The organism is Limnohabitans sp. TEGF004, assembly GCF_027924965.1.
Classification (GTDB): domain Bacteria; phylum Pseudomonadota; class Gammaproteobacteria; order Burkholderiales; family Burkholderiaceae_C; genus Limnohabitans.
In genome coordinates this window covers 623,271-636,875 of record NZ_AP027056.1, presented here as the reverse complement: position 1 = coordinate 636,875, position 13,605 = coordinate 623,271, and the positions used below count along the sequence as shown (strand labels likewise).

The following is a 13,605-nucleotide window of genomic DNA, read 5'->3' as shown; positions in this document are numbered from 1 at the left end:
GCATGATTCACCCTATGAGCAAAACAACCATCACCGTTTACGGCATTCCCAACTGCGACAGCGTCAAAAAGGCCCGCATGTGGCTGAGTGACCATGGTGTGGACTATGTGTTTCACGATTTCAAAAAACAAGGCGTGCCGCCAGAGGCCGTCGACCTGTGGCTCAAGCATGTGAGCTGGGACGTGTTGGTCAACCGCAAAGGCACGACTTGGCGCAAGCTAGACCCAGTCCTGCAAGCCAGCGTGGTGGACAACGCCTCGGCCCGCGCCTTGATGCTGGAACATGCCAGCGTCATCAAGCGCCCTGTGGTGGTCAAAGGCGCAACTGTCATCGTGGGCGTCAACCCTGAGGCTTGGGCGCGCGTTATCGGATAAGTGAAACAGCGCAGGTTTTACCGTCGCTTTACAGACATTCACAGTGCACACACTACACTTCTGCCAAGTTCAACAGGGATTTCCCATGAAAAAGATCACCATTCAAATCACATTGTTCGCCGGCCTGATGGCTGTGTTGGCATCTGCTGCCGTACACGCCCAAGAAGTGGGCAAAGTCATCTCCAGCACCCCCATCATTCAGCAAGTGGCCGTGCCACGCCAAGTCTGTAACAACCAACAAGTGGTCACCGAAGGCCAAAAATCTGGCGCTGGTGCCGCCATGGGCGCGATCGCTGGTGGCGCCATTGGTAACAGCATGGGTCAGGGTTCCGGTCGTGCTGCCGCCACCATGCTGGGTTTGTTCGGCGGCGCTATCTTGGGTGACAAGGTGGAAGGCGGCGGCACACCAGAAGTGCGTAACGTACAAAACTGCAGCCAGCAAATGTTCTACGAGAACCGCACGATGGCATACAACGTGGTTTATGAATTCGCAGGCAAGCAATACACCGTGCAAATGCCCCAAGACCCAGGCCCCACCGTGCGTTTGCAAATCACACCCATGGCACCAGCCGCCAACACTAGCTACGGCAATGTGCCGCCACCCGGCTCTGCCCCACGCTACTAAGCCAGTCCAAACGCCTGTTTGGGCGTTTGAACCAAGCAAAAGCCGCTTTCAGCGGCTTTTGGCGTTTTGGGTCACCTAAAATCTACTGTTTTGCAATTCATACCGAGCGCACACCATGACCACAGAAAAAATCGACGGCGCCAGCGTCACCACCAAAGCCAATGTTTACTTTGACGGCAAATGTGTCAGCCACGGCCTGACACTAGCTGACGGCACCAAACTGTCGGTGGGCGTCATCTTGCCCGCCACCTTGACCTTCAACACAGGCGCACCTGAAATCATGGAATGCGTGGGCGGTTTTTGTGAATACAAACTCGACGGCACCCAAGACTGGGTCAAGTCCAGCGCTGGCGAAAAATTCAACGTGCCCGGCAACTCGAAGTTCGACATCCGCGTGACCGAGCCCTACCACTACATTTGCCACTTCGGTTAATCCAAGGCGCAACGACACACCATGAGCACCATCCTCCAACACCTCCCCAAAGGCCAAAAAGTCGGCATCGCCTTCTCAGGCGGCCTCGACACTTCTGCTGCCCTCTTGTGGATGAAGCAAAAGGGCGCTGTGCCCTACGCCTACACCGCCAACCTCGGCCAGCCCGACGAGTCGGACTACAACGAAATCCCACGCAAAGCGATGGAATACGGCGCAGAAAAAGCCCGCCTCATCGACTGCCGCAAACAACTCGCCCACGAAGGCATTGCTGCCATTCAGTGCGGCGCGTTCCACATCAGCACCGGTGGCATCACCTACTTCAACACCACGCCCTTGGGCCGTGCCGTCACAGGCACCATGCTCGTGGCTGCGATGAAGGAAGACGACGTCAACATCTGGGGCGATGGCAGCACCTTTAAGGGCAACGACATCGAGCGCTTCTACCGCTACGGTTTGTTGACCAACCCCAGCTTGAAAATCTACAAGCCTTGGCTGGACCAACTGTTCATCGACGAACTCGGTGGCCGCGCTGAAATGAGCGCCTTCATGACTGCCAACGGTTTTGGCTACAAGATGAGCGCCGAAAAGGCCTACAGCACCGACAGCAACATGCTGGGTGCAACACACGAAGCCAAAGACCTTGAGAGCCTCTCAAGCGGCATGAAGATCGTCAACCCCATCATGGGTGTGCCCTTCTGGCGTGAAGACTGCGTGGTGAAAGCCGAAGAAATCAGCATCCGTTTTGAAGAAGGCCAACCCGTTGCCTTGAACGGTGTGGAATACGCTGACCCCGTTGAGTTGTTCCTGAAAGCCAACGAAATCGGTGGCCGCCACGGGTTGGGCATGAGCGACCAAATCGAGAACCGCATCATCGAAGCCAAGAGCCGTGGCATCTACGAAGCCCCGGGCATGGCGCTGTTGCACATCGCTTACGAGCGTTTGGTCACAGGCATTCACAACGAAGACACCATTGAGCAGTACCGCATCAACGGCCTGCGGTTGGGCCGCTTGTTGTACCAAGGCCGCTGGTTCGACCCACAGTCCATCATGTTGCGCGAAACCGCCCAACGCTGGGTGGCACGCGCCGTGACCGGCACCGTGACCCTAGAGCTGCGCCGTGGCAACGACTACAGCATCTTGAACACCGAAAGCCCCAACCTGACCTACGCCCCAGAGCGTTTGAGCATGGAAAAAGTGGAAGACGCGCCATTCAGCCCACTCGACCGCATTGGCCAATTGACCATGCGCAACTTGGACATCGTGGACACACGCGCCAAACTGGGCATCTACGCACACACAGGCTTGCTGTCGTTGGGCGAAGGTGCTGACATGATCAAGTTGGAAGGCGGGTCTAAGAAGTAAACACTTCTTTGCACCAAGTAAAAAGCGACCTTCAGGTCGCTTTTTTATTGCTTAAACCACCACAGGTTCGGGTTCAAGTCGAATGCCAAACCGCTCATACACACTGGTTTGAATGGCTTTGGCCAAGGTCATCACCTCGCCGCCTGTGCAGGGGTGCTCTTTGCCGCCCACGTTGACCAACACCAAGGCTTGTTTTTCGTACACACCCGCATTGCCCACGGTTTTGCCTTTCCAGCCGCAGGCGTCGATCAGCCAACCAGCCGCCAGTTTGATACGGCCATCGTCTAGCAGGTAGTGCACCACCTTGGGCTCACGCGCGATGATGTCGTCGCACTGGTCTTGGGTGACGGTGGGGTTTTTGAAGAAGCTGCCCGCGTTGCCAATGACGGCTGGGTCTGGCAGCTTGGCGCGGCGAATGGCGCACACCCATTCAAAGATCTGCTGGGCCGTGGGTTGGCTGATGCCAGTCTCGGCCATTTTGCGTTCGAGGTCGAGGTAGCCCAGCACGGGTTTCCAGTCTTTGCGCAACAAGAACCGCACGCGGGTAATCAGGGCTTTGCCTGCCAAACCCAAGCCGTTCGGGCCGCTGCTTTCGTGTTTGAACACCGAGTCGCGGTAGCCAAATGCGCATTGCGCGGCATCGAGGCTGAAGGTTTCGCCAGTGGTCAGATCAATCGCGTCCAGCGAGTGAAAGCGGTCTTGCAGCTCCACACCATACGCGCCAATGTTTTGCACGGGGGACGCGCCTACGCTGCCGGGAATGAGGGCCATGTTTTCAAGGCCGGGCCAGCCGTTGTCCAGCGTCCAAGCCACCAAGTCGTGCCAGCTTTCGCCTGCGGCGGCTTCGACCACCCAGGCCTTGTCGGTCTCTTCGACCAAGCGCATGCCTTTGATTTCCACCTTCAGCACCAAGGGCTTCACGTCGCCGGTCAGCACAATGTTGCTGCCGCCGCCCAGCACAAACTTGGGCACAGCGCGCAAGGCCGCATCGGCCAGCACAGCTTGTACGTCAGCTTCGGTGCGCACGCGCACAAGTTGCAGGGCTTTTGCTGAAATGCCAAAGCTGTTGTGCGCTTGAAGGGGGTAGTTGGGTTCCACTAACATACGACAATTGTCTCATTCCGAATTTGAAAGCCGACTGCCATGCCTTCTTTTGACACCGTACTCGAACCCAACTTGGTCGAAGTGAAAAACGCCGTTGAAAACACTTCCAAAGAAATCGCCACTCGTTTTGACTTCAAAGGCACATCTGCCGCTGTTGAACTCAAGGACAAAGAGATCACCATGTTTGGCGATGCCGACTTTCAACTCGTGCAAGTCGAAGACGTGCTGCGTAACAAACTGACCAAACGCGAAGTGGACGTACGCTTCCTCGACAAAGGCGATGTGCAAAAAGTGGGCGGCGACAAGGTCAAACAAGTCATCAAAATTCGCAATGGCATTGAAACCGAAGTGTCTAAGAAGATCCAACGCTTGCTCAAAGACAGCAAGATCAAAGTGCAAGCTGCCATCCAAGGCGACGCTGTGCGCGTGAGCGGCACCAAACGTGACGACTTGCAAGCCGCCATGGCCCTGATTCGCAAAGACATGACCGACTTGCCTTTGTCGTTCAACAACTTCCGCGACTAAGCCACGTCTTAGCTTCAAACACAAAGGGCCTCAACAGAGGCCCTTTTGTTTTGCATCGCCACAAGGCAGAAAGCGTTCATGCCTGTGCTTCTGACTCTTCAGTTGGGGCTTCTTTCTTCGCACCAATCTTTGACTCTTGGCCCGACACCAAACGCTGGATGTTGTCTTTGTGGCGCATGAGCAGCAAGGCGCTCATGACCATCACAGCCAACAGCTCAGCTTCGCTCATTTGCCACACCACTTGGTTTCCCATCAAATAGTAGGCAGGCGCCAGCAAAGAAGCCGACAAAGCCGCCAGCGACGAGTAGCGGAACACCACCGCCATCAGCAACCAAGTGCCCATCACCGCAGCGCCCAACAAGGGCTCCACACCAAACAAAATACCTGCGGCAGTCGCAACGCCCTTGCCACCTTTGAACGCAAAGAACACAGGCCACAAGTGACCCATGAATGCCGAGATGGCCACCAAGGCCACAGCACGGTCGTCCAAGCCAAAATCTGGGCCATACAACTTGACCAACAACACGGGGAAGTAGCCCTTGAGTGCATCAAACAACAAGGTGGCGATGGCCGCTTTTTTGTTGCCCGAGCGCAGCACGTTGGTGGCACCTGGGTTTTGGCTGCCGTAGGTGCGGGGGTCATCCAAACCCATCACGCGGCTCACGATGACCGCAAAGGACAAGGAACCCACCAAGTAACCGCCCAAAACGAGCAACACCACGACTGAAGCATCAGCAAACATTTATCTTTCCTCTTTGTAATTTTTATTGCGCAGGGTCGCGCATTTCCCAACGAATGGCATCGATTGCGGCCAACACTTCAGGCGACAAAGTGGTGCCCCATGCGTCCAGATCGGCATCAAGTTGCGCCATCGACGTCACACCAATGATGGTGCTCGCCACTTGCCACTTGGTGTAACAAAACGCCAGCGCCATTTGCGTGGGCGTCATGCCGTTTTCTTGTGCCAATGCGTTGTAGCGGCGTGCCGCCACCAACGACTCAGGGCGACCCCAGCGTTGCTTGCGCACACTCTCGTAGCCAGAGATGCGCGCGCCTTTGGGCGCATCTGGGCCGGTGATACCGCTGGCATCGTACTTGCCAGTGAGCAAACCAAAGCCCAAGGGCGAATACGCCAACAACGACACATTCAAACGGTGGCAAGTCTCATCCAAACCGTTTTCATACGTGCGGTTGATCAAACAATATGGGTTTTGCGTGGTCGCCACGCGTGGCAAGCCGTGCTGCTCGGCCAAGCGCACAAACTCGTGCACACCATAGGGTGTTTCGTTGGACAAGCCCACATGGCGCACCTTGCCAGCTTTGACCAACTGCGCCAGCGCTTCTAGCTGAGCATGAATCGGCGTCTCTGACGTTTCTTTTTGGGGGTCGTAGTACACGCCACCAAACGCTGGCACATGGCGCTCGGGCCAGTGGATTTGGTAGAGGTCAATCACATCGGTTTGCAAGCGGCGCAAACTGCCTTCGCACGAGGTAACGAAGTCTTTGACTTTCAGCCCCATGTGGTCACGAATCCAAGGCATGCCGCGCGAAGGGCCGGCCACTTTGGTGGCAAGCACCAGCTTTTGCCGTGCGCCTGGATTCTTGGCAAACCAGTTACCAATGATGGTTTCGGTGTGGCCACAGGTCTCAGCTTTAGGCGGCACCGAATACATCTCGGCGGTGTCGATGAAGTTCACGCCACGCGCCAGCGAGTGGTCAAGGATGGCGTGTGAATCAGCTTCGTTGACTTGTTCGCCAAAGGTCATCGTGCCCAAACAAATGGGCGTGACGTGCAAATCGCTGGTGCCCAGCTGAACGAAAGGAAAAGTCATGGATTCACTCCGAGGAAGGAGATAGATGAAAAACGCTACAAGTCTAAAGCCTGCCGGGTGCCTTCTTTGGCTCAGCGTATGTGCGTTATTTCGCCTTGGCGCGCTCTTCTTCTTGCAAGCGCAGCACGCGGCGTTGCACCTTGCCCGTGGTGGTCATGGGCAGTTCACGAATGAACTCAATCTCTTTGGGGTACTCATACGGTGCAAGCTTGCCGCGCACATGCAGTTGCAGGTCAGCCACCAAGGTATCGCTGGCTTCATGGCCTGGGGCTAACACCACATAGGCTTTGACCAACGCACCACGCTCGGCATCTGGTTTGGGCACCACGGCAGCATTGGCCACAGCAGGGTGTTTGACCAAGCAGTTTTCAATCTCGCTGGGACCAATGCGATAACCAGCCGCTTTGAACACGTCGTCGGCACGGCCTTGGTACCAGAGGTAGCCATCAACATCCTGCACCGCCATATCGCCCGTGCGGCACCAGTCACCGATGTATTTGTTGAACGTGGATTTCTCGTTTTTCCAATAGCCCAAAAAGAAGATGGGGTCGTGCTGGCCGTGTTGGTTGTAACGGTTCAGCGCCACGTCGCCGGGCACGCCTGCGGGGCACTCATGGCCGTCGTCATCAATCACCGCCACGCGGTGGCCGGGGTAGCCCTTGCCCATGCTGCCCGGTTTAGCGGGCCAGCCCACGTTCGTGCGATGCATGCTCACGCTTACACCTTGGGCGCCCCACTCCATAGCGCAGTTGCCCACGATGTAGTTGATTTCGGTTTGACCAAACATCTCATTCACCGTCACGCCCATTTGCGTTTGGCAGTAGCCAAACACCGCATCGCCCACGGCTTCGCCTGCGCTCATGATGGCTTGCAGCTTGAGTTTGAATTGGCTGCTGGGCTTGGGGAAAGCCTTCATCATGGCCTTCAACGCGGTGGGGAACAAAAATGTGTGCGTGACGCCGTGCTGCTGCATCAAGGTGAACGCCAGCTCTGGACTAAAGCGCCCATTCCACGCCACGATGGGGCGGCCAAAATAGAGCGTGGGCAACAAGGCATCCATCAAACCGCCCGTCCACGCCCAATCGGCGGGGGACCAAAACACGGCTGCACTGCCAGCGGGTAAGTGTTGCGACTTTGAAGATAAAGCGCTTGGCCCAGCAGCGGACGTTGAAGAAGCCGCCACTGTTGCAAACCCAAACCAGTTTTGGCTACACACAAAACCCGTCAAATTACCAATCAAAGCGCGGTGCGGAATCAGCGCGCCTTTGGGCGGCCCCGTGGTGCCGCTGGTGTAAATCAACACCGCGCCCTCGTCCGCTTTGGTTTGTATCGCTGTGAACGCGCGTTGCTGCGCGGCAATGGCACTGGCGTAGTCCACATCCACGTGCAGCATGTCAGCGGCGTTGCTCAGATCAATGCCCACCACCTCGCGCAGCGCGGGACACTGCGCACGCACAGCCAGCACATTACTCACCGACGACGCATCCACGAGGGCCACCACGGCCTCGCTGTCTTGCAGGCGGTACTCCAAAGCCTCGGGGCCAAACAGCAGCGACAGCGGCATGGCCACCGCGCCCATTTGCATCACGGCCACATAGGCCACTGCCGTTTCAAAGCGCTGTGGCAGCACGATGGCCACGCGGTCACCGCGCTGCACGCCCATACCGGTCAGCACATGGCTCAGTGCATCGGCGGCTTGCTGCAACTGGGCATAGCTGCAGCTGCGTGGCGCAACGGCACGCCCACTCGCATCGGCGGCAGCATGTTCAACGATCGCCACACGCTGTGCCGCATCGGGCTCAGCAGCCCAACGGCGACTGCACATCTCAGCCATGTTGAAGTGCTCGGGCACTGCCCAACCAAAGCCTTGCTGCATGGCTTGGTAAAAGTCGTGTGAAGTGGAGTTCGCAGAATGCTTGGCCATGTCTCGTGTCCTTATGATTCGAACAATGTACCTAATCCAAAAGCCTTCGCGCAGCGAGTTTGTCCCAATCCGTCACCTGAGTTACCACGTCTTGCAGTGGGGCACGCCCTCGCCCGACAAAGCACCGTTGGTCATGGTGCATGGCTGGATGGATGTGGCGGCTTCGTTTCAGTTCGTGATCGACGCCTTGAAAGACGACCATTGGGTCATCGCGCCCGACTGGCGCGGCTTTGGCCTGACCGAAACGCCCGACACCGACAACTTCTTTTTCCCCGACTACTTGGCTGACCTCGACCAGCTGTTAGACCATTACGTGGGCGAACGGCAAATCCACCTGCTAGGCCACAGCATGGGCGGCCACGTGGCCACGATGTACGCGGGCATTCGCCCCGAGCGCATCAAGAAGCTCATCAACCTCGAAGGCTTTGGCATGCCTGCCACTCGCCCGGCACAAGCGCCCAGCCGTTTGGCCAAGTGGATGGACGAGCTCAAAGCCTTGCAGCGCGGCGAGATGGACCTCAAGCCCTATCCCAACCTCGAAGCCGTGGCGCAGCGCCTCATCAAAACCAACCCACGCTTAGGCTCAGACAAAGCGCATTGGCTGGCTCAACACTGGGCGCGTGCCAACGCGCAAGGCGAATGGCGCATCTTGGGCCACGCAGCCCACAAAGTGGTCAACGCCCAGCTGTTCAAAACCGACGAGACCCAAGCCATTTACGAGCGCATCACTGCGCCTACTTTGTGTGTGGTGGCCAGCACAGACAGCATGAGCCAGTGGTGGAAAGACAGCTACACCTTGGATGAATTCATGCAACGCATTGCCGCAGTACCCCATCTCACCCACGCGGTCATTGAGGAGGCGGGACACATGCTGCACCACGATCAGCCCGCCATACTGGCTCGACACATAGAAGAATTCTTAAGTCTTCAAACCGTCATATAAGCCACTAAAATTTGGCACTTAATTACGATCTCAGCAACTCATGGCATTCCCCTCTTCATTTCGCGCCACGATGGCAGCCTTGGCACTCGCTTGCACAACAGGCGTTGGTAACGCCCATGCAACCGACAACGGTTTGTACGACTGGCAACCCTGTCCCAACAGTTTGGCCGTTGAAGGCGGGGCACAACCCGCCAAAAAGTGGGATCTGACCCTGTCGCCTTACACCCACCACTGGAACTACAACCCCGAACACCGCCCCGTCAAACTGGTCGCGATGGACAGCCACGTGTCTGGCGGTCGCTTTTGTGGTTTGGCCTTGTTCACCAACTCGTTTGGCCAAGAATCTGCCTACTTGTATGTGGGCCAACAGTGGGACGGCATTTTTGGCAACCCAAAACTGTTCACCAAATTGTCTGCAGGTTTGCTGTGGGGTTATCGGGGCGAATACAGAGACAAAATCCCGTTCAACCACCTTGGCATTGCGCCGGCTGTGATCCCGTCTCTCGGCTACTACATCACACCCAAAGACTCCGCACAAGTTTATGTATTAGGCAATGCGGGGCTTTTGTTCGCTTACACCCGCAGCTTTTAACAGCCGCTCTTAACGTGAGAAAATACGCGGTTACTTAGACACCTAAAGAAGACCGCACCATGGAAGCAGAACGCATCAACCTTATTGGAACCACCCTCGCCGACCTGAGCGTCCGCACGGTGGATCTCCGGAGGTATCTTTGACTACGATGCCAAATCTGAGCGTCTACGCACTGTCAACGCGTCCCTAGAAGACCCCACCATCTGGAACGACCCCAAAAAAGCGCAAGAGCTGGGTCGTGAAAAGAAAGCACTCGACGGTGTGGTCGTCACCCTCACACGCCTCACGCAGGAGCTGGCAGACAACGCCGAGTTGTTTGAAATGAGCAAGGCCGACAACGACGAAGACGGCTTAATCACGATTGAGACCGACACCCAAGGCTTGGTCAAAACCATTGAAGAGCTCGAATTCCGCCGTATGTTCAGCAATGAAGCGGACCCGCTCAATTGCTTCTTAGACATCCAAGCCGGTGCCGGTGGCACCGAAGCCTGCGACTGGGCCAGTATGTTGCTGCGCCAGTACCTCAAGTACGCCGAACGCAAAGGTTTCAAAACCACGGTGGAAGACGAATCTGCTGGCGACGTGGCCGGCATAAAAGGCGCAACCATCAAAATCGAAGGCGAATACGCGTTTGGTTTGTTGCGCACCGAAACTGGCGTGCACCGCTTGGTGCGCAAGTCTCCCTTCGACAGCTCGGGCGGTCGCCACACCTCATTTGCCTCGGTGTTCGTATATCCCGAGATTGACGACTCAATCGAAATCGACATCAACCCTTCCGACGTGCGCACAGACACCTACCGTGCCTCTGGCGCGGGTGGTCAGCACATCAACAAAACCGACTCTGCCGTGCGTTTGACCCACATGCCCACAGGCATCGTGGTGCAGTGTCAAGACGGCCGTAGCCAGCATAGCAACCGTGATGTGGCTTGGAAACGTTTGCGTTCGCGCCTGTATGACTTCGAAATGCGCAAGCGCCAAGAAGAACAGCAAAAGCTCGAAGACACCAAGACCGATGTGGGCTGGGGTCACCAAATTCGCAGCTACGTGCTGGACAACAGCCGCATCAAAGATTTGCGTACAAACGTTGAAGTCTCGGCCACACAAAAAGTCTTGGACGGCGACCTCGATGCTTTCATCGAAGCGTCACTCAAGCAAGGTATTTAAGGAAAACTATGTTCCGCGAAGGCACAGCCCAATTGATTCAACGCGCCGACTACACCGCGCCTGCGTTTTGGATTGACACCGTCGATCTGACGTTTGACCTTGACCCCGCCAAAACCCGCGTGCTCAACAAAATGCGCGTGCGCCGCAACCCTGACGTGGCGGCTCAGCCCCTGCGCTTGGATGGCGATGAGCTCAACCTCGCCCGCGTGTTGGTCAACGGCCAAGGCACGTCGTTCAAGATGGAAGGCAGCCAATTGGTGCTGGAGAACTTGCCCGAAGGCCATGAGGCTTTCGATCTAGAAATTTTCACCACCTGCAACCCTGCGAAGAACACCAAGCTCATGGGCTTGTACGTCAGCAACGACTCGTTCTTCACGCAATGCGAGGCAGAGGGCTTTCGCCGTATCACGTATTTCTTAGACCGCCCCGATGTGATGTCGAACTACAGCGTCACGCTGCGCGCTGACAAAAAGGCGTTCCCTGTGTTGCTGAGCAACGGCAACTTGGTGGAAGAAGGCGACCTCGAAGAAGGTCGCCACTTTGCCAAATGGGTGGATCCACACAAAAAGCCGTGCTACTTGTTTGCTTTGGTCGCGGGCCAATTTGTGTGCCGCGAGCAGCGCGTCAAAGCGCCGTCGGGCAAAGAACATTTGTTGCAAGTGTTTGTGCGCTCAGGTGATTTGGACAAAACCGAACACGCCATGAACTCGCTCATGGCCAGCATCAAGTGGGACGAGCAGCGCTTTAACTTAAGCCTCGACCTCGAACGCTTCATGATCGTCGCCACCAGCGACTTCAACATGGGCGCGATGGAGAACAAGGGCCTCAACATCTTCAACACCAAGTTTGTGTTGGCCAACTCTGCCACCGCCACCGACATGGACTACGCCAACATCGAGAGCGTGGTCGGTCATGAATACTTCCACAACTGGACCGGCAACCGCGTGACCTGCCGCGACTGGTTCCAACTCTCGCTCAAAGAAGGCCTGACGGTTTTCCGCGACCAAGAGTTCAGCCAAGACTTGGCCGCTGAAGCACTCAAAGACAACGCGCAAGCGGCGGCGTCGGCCAAAGCTGTCAAGCGCATCGAAGACGTGCGCTTGTTGCGCACCGCACAGTTCCCAGAAGACGCAGGCCCCATGGCCCACCCCGTGCGTCCTGACAGCTATGTAGAAATCAACAACTTCTACACCGTCACGATTTACGAAAAAGGCTCTGAGGTCGTGCGCATGATGCAGACCCTGGCGGCAACGCCAGCTTCCAATATTTCGTCACGTGAAGGCTTCGCCAAAGGCATGTCGCTCTACTTCGAGCGCCACGATGGTCAAGCCGTCACATGCGATGACTTCGCCCAAGCCATTGCCGATGCCAACCCAGGCTCAGCCTTGGCCACACACCTGACGCAATTCAAACGTTGGTACGCGCAAGCAGGTACACCGCGCGTGCAAGCCGCTGGCAGCTATAACGCCGACACAGGCACGTACACACTGAGCCTGAGCCAAAGCTGCCCACCCAGCCCCGGCCAAGATCACAAGGAGCCGTTCGTCATCCCCGTGCAATTTGGCTTGCTCGGTGCGGATGGCCGCGAGGTGTTGGCCACACAACTCTTGGTTCTGACCGAAGCCACACAAAGCTTCGAGTTCAAAGACTTGTCCTTGCAAGCAGGTGAAGAGCCTGTGCCCTCCATCCTGCGCGGCTTCAGCGCCCCTGTGGTGTTGGAGAAAGACTTCACGCCCACGCAACTGCTCACACTCTTGGCGCACGACACCGACCCATTCAACCAATGGGAAGCAGCGCAACGCCTGTGCTTGAATGCAGCTCTCAGCGCAGTCGCCGCCAGCGACGCACCTGCACAGGTGTTGGATGCTGCCTTGGTTCAAGCCCTGCGCACCGTGTTGCGCAACCCTGCCTTGGACGCCGCGTTCAAAGACTTGGTGCTCACCTTGCCATCTGAAACCTACATCGCTGAACAGCTCGATGTGGTCGACCCACAACGCATCCACGCCGTGCGCGAAGCCATGCGTGCACAGCTTGCCAGCGAGTTACACGACGATTGGGCTTGGGCCTTTGAAGCGCACAGCGAGAACGGCGCTTTCAGCCCCGACCCCGTGTCGAGTGGTCGACGCGCTTTGAGCGGCATGGCCCTCACCATGTTGTGTTTGGATGCACGCACCACGGACGACGAAGTTTGGCCTGGCCGCACCTTCCAACGCTTCAAAGACGCGCACAACATGACCGACCGCTTCAATGCCTTGTCGGCGTTGGTCAGTGCAGGCCACGATCTGGCAGGCGATGCCCTGCAACGCTTCTACAACCTGTTCCACAACGAAGCCTTGGTGATGGACAAGTGGTTTGCCCTGCAAGCCGGCAGCACCGACCGTGGTGGCAACATCTTGTCATTGGTGCGCAACCTCATGTTGCACCCCGACTTCCACATCAAAAACCCCAACCGCGCACGCAGCCTGATTTTCAGTTTCTGCAGTGCCAACCCCGGCGCATTCCACCGCAGCGATGCGGCAGGCTATGTGTTCTGGAGTGAACGCGTATTGGAGCTCGACGCCATCAACCCCCAAGTCGCCGCCCGTTTGGCACGCGCCTTAGACCGTTGGAGCAAACTGGCTGAGCCCTACCGCACCGCCGCGCACGAAGCCATCAAACGCGTCGCCGCCAAAACCGATTTAAGCAACGACGTGCGCGAAGTGGTTTCGCGCGCGCTCGCCAACTAAG

13 protein-coding genes are annotated in these 13,605 nt (G+C 57.0%); 9 read left to right on the top strand and 4 right to left on the bottom strand.

The window, feature by feature from the left end; genetic code table 11:
- Positions 1-14 precede the first annotated feature (14 nt).
- From LINBF2_RS03155 to argG, 4 genes are all read left to right on the top strand, one after another.
- On the top strand, positions 15-374 hold the full coding sequence (locus tag LINBF2_RS03155; RefSeq protein ID WP_281890368.1) for an arsenate reductase: 360 nt from the start codon (positions 15-17) through the stop codon (positions 372-374).
- Between the two features lie 85 nt (positions 375-459).
- On the top strand, positions 460-999 hold the full coding sequence (locus tag LINBF2_RS03150) for a hypothetical protein (protein ID WP_236657666.1): 540 nt from the start codon (positions 460-462) through the stop codon (positions 997-999).
- A gap of 115 nt (positions 1,000-1,114) precedes the next feature.
- Positions 1,115-1,432 (top strand): pyrimidine/purine nucleoside phosphorylase, encoded by a 318-nt coding sequence (locus LINBF2_RS03145; protein WP_104796316.1) that lies wholly within the window; start codon positions 1,115-1,117, stop codon positions 1,430-1,432.
- Between the two features lie 21 nt (positions 1,433-1,453).
- On the top strand, positions 1,454-2,794 hold the full coding sequence (gene argG / locus LINBF2_RS03140) for an argininosuccinate synthase (protein WP_281890364.1): 1,341 nt from the start codon (positions 1,454-1,456) through the stop codon (positions 2,792-2,794).
- 51 nt (positions 2,795-2,845) lie between these two features.
- Here the strand turns inward: argG and murB are convergent, their stop codons facing one another.
- On the bottom strand, positions 2,846-3,898 hold the full coding sequence (gene murB / locus LINBF2_RS03135; RefSeq protein WP_281890362.1) for a UDP-N-acetylmuramate dehydrogenase: 1,053 nt from the start codon (positions 3,896-3,898) through the stop codon (positions 2,846-2,848).
- Between the two features lie 39 nt (positions 3,899-3,937).
- Between murB and LINBF2_RS03130 the strand changes: the two genes are divergently transcribed.
- A complete protein-coding gene (locus LINBF2_RS03130) occupies positions 3,938-4,423 on the top strand; it encodes a YajQ family cyclic di-GMP-binding protein (protein ID WP_108282095.1) in 486 nt (161 codons plus the stop codon).
- 76 nt (positions 4,424-4,499) lie between these two features.
- Here LINBF2_RS03130 and plsY read toward each other — a convergent pair whose 3' ends face one another.
- The 3 genes from plsY to LINBF2_RS03115 form a co-directional block, all read right to left on the bottom strand.
- On the bottom strand, positions 4,500-5,165 hold the full coding sequence (plsY, locus tag LINBF2_RS03125; protein ID WP_281890360.1) for a glycerol-3-phosphate 1-O-acyltransferase PlsY: 666 nt from the start codon (positions 5,163-5,165) through the stop codon (positions 4,500-4,502).
- Positions 5,166-5,187: 22 nt separating this feature from the next.
- Positions 5,188-6,255, bottom strand: coding sequence for an aldo/keto reductase (locus tag LINBF2_RS03120; RefSeq protein WP_281890358.1), 1,068 nt, complete (start codon positions 6,253-6,255; stop codon positions 5,188-5,190).
- Between the two features lie 85 nt (positions 6,256-6,340).
- On the bottom strand, positions 6,341-8,179 hold the full coding sequence (locus LINBF2_RS03115) for an AMP-binding protein (protein ID WP_281890356.1): 1,839 nt from the start codon (positions 8,177-8,179) through the stop codon (positions 6,341-6,343).
- Between the two features lie 25 nt (positions 8,180-8,204).
- On the opposite strand from LINBF2_RS03115, the gene LINBF2_RS03110 reads away from it, so the two are divergent.
- The 4 genes from LINBF2_RS03110 (at position 8,205) to pepN (ending at position 13,604) form a co-directional block, all read left to right on the top strand.
- On the top strand, positions 8,205-9,122 hold the full coding sequence (locus tag LINBF2_RS03110; protein ID WP_281890354.1) for an alpha/beta hydrolase: 918 nt from the start codon (positions 8,205-8,207) through the stop codon (positions 9,120-9,122).
- A gap of 40 nt (positions 9,123-9,162) precedes the next feature.
- Positions 9,163-9,714: a hypothetical protein gene (locus LINBF2_RS03105; RefSeq protein ID WP_281890352.1), complete on the top strand. Its 552-nt coding sequence runs from the start codon at positions 9,163-9,165 to the stop codon at positions 9,712-9,714.
- Positions 9,715-9,773: 59 nt separating this feature from the next.
- A protein-coding gene (gene prfB / locus LINBF2_RS03100; protein ID WP_281890350.1) for a peptide chain release factor 2 occupies positions 9,774-10,878 on the top strand; the annotation gives its coding sequence in 2 pieces (ribosomal slippage) (positions 9,774-9,854 and positions 9,856-10,878; 1,104 coding nt in all).
- 8 nt (positions 10,879-10,886) lie between these two features.
- Entirely contained in the window at positions 10,887-13,604 is a 2,718-nt protein-coding gene (gene pepN / locus LINBF2_RS03095; RefSeq protein ID WP_281890348.1) for an aminopeptidase N, read from the top strand.
- Position 13,605: the final 1 nt, after the last annotated feature.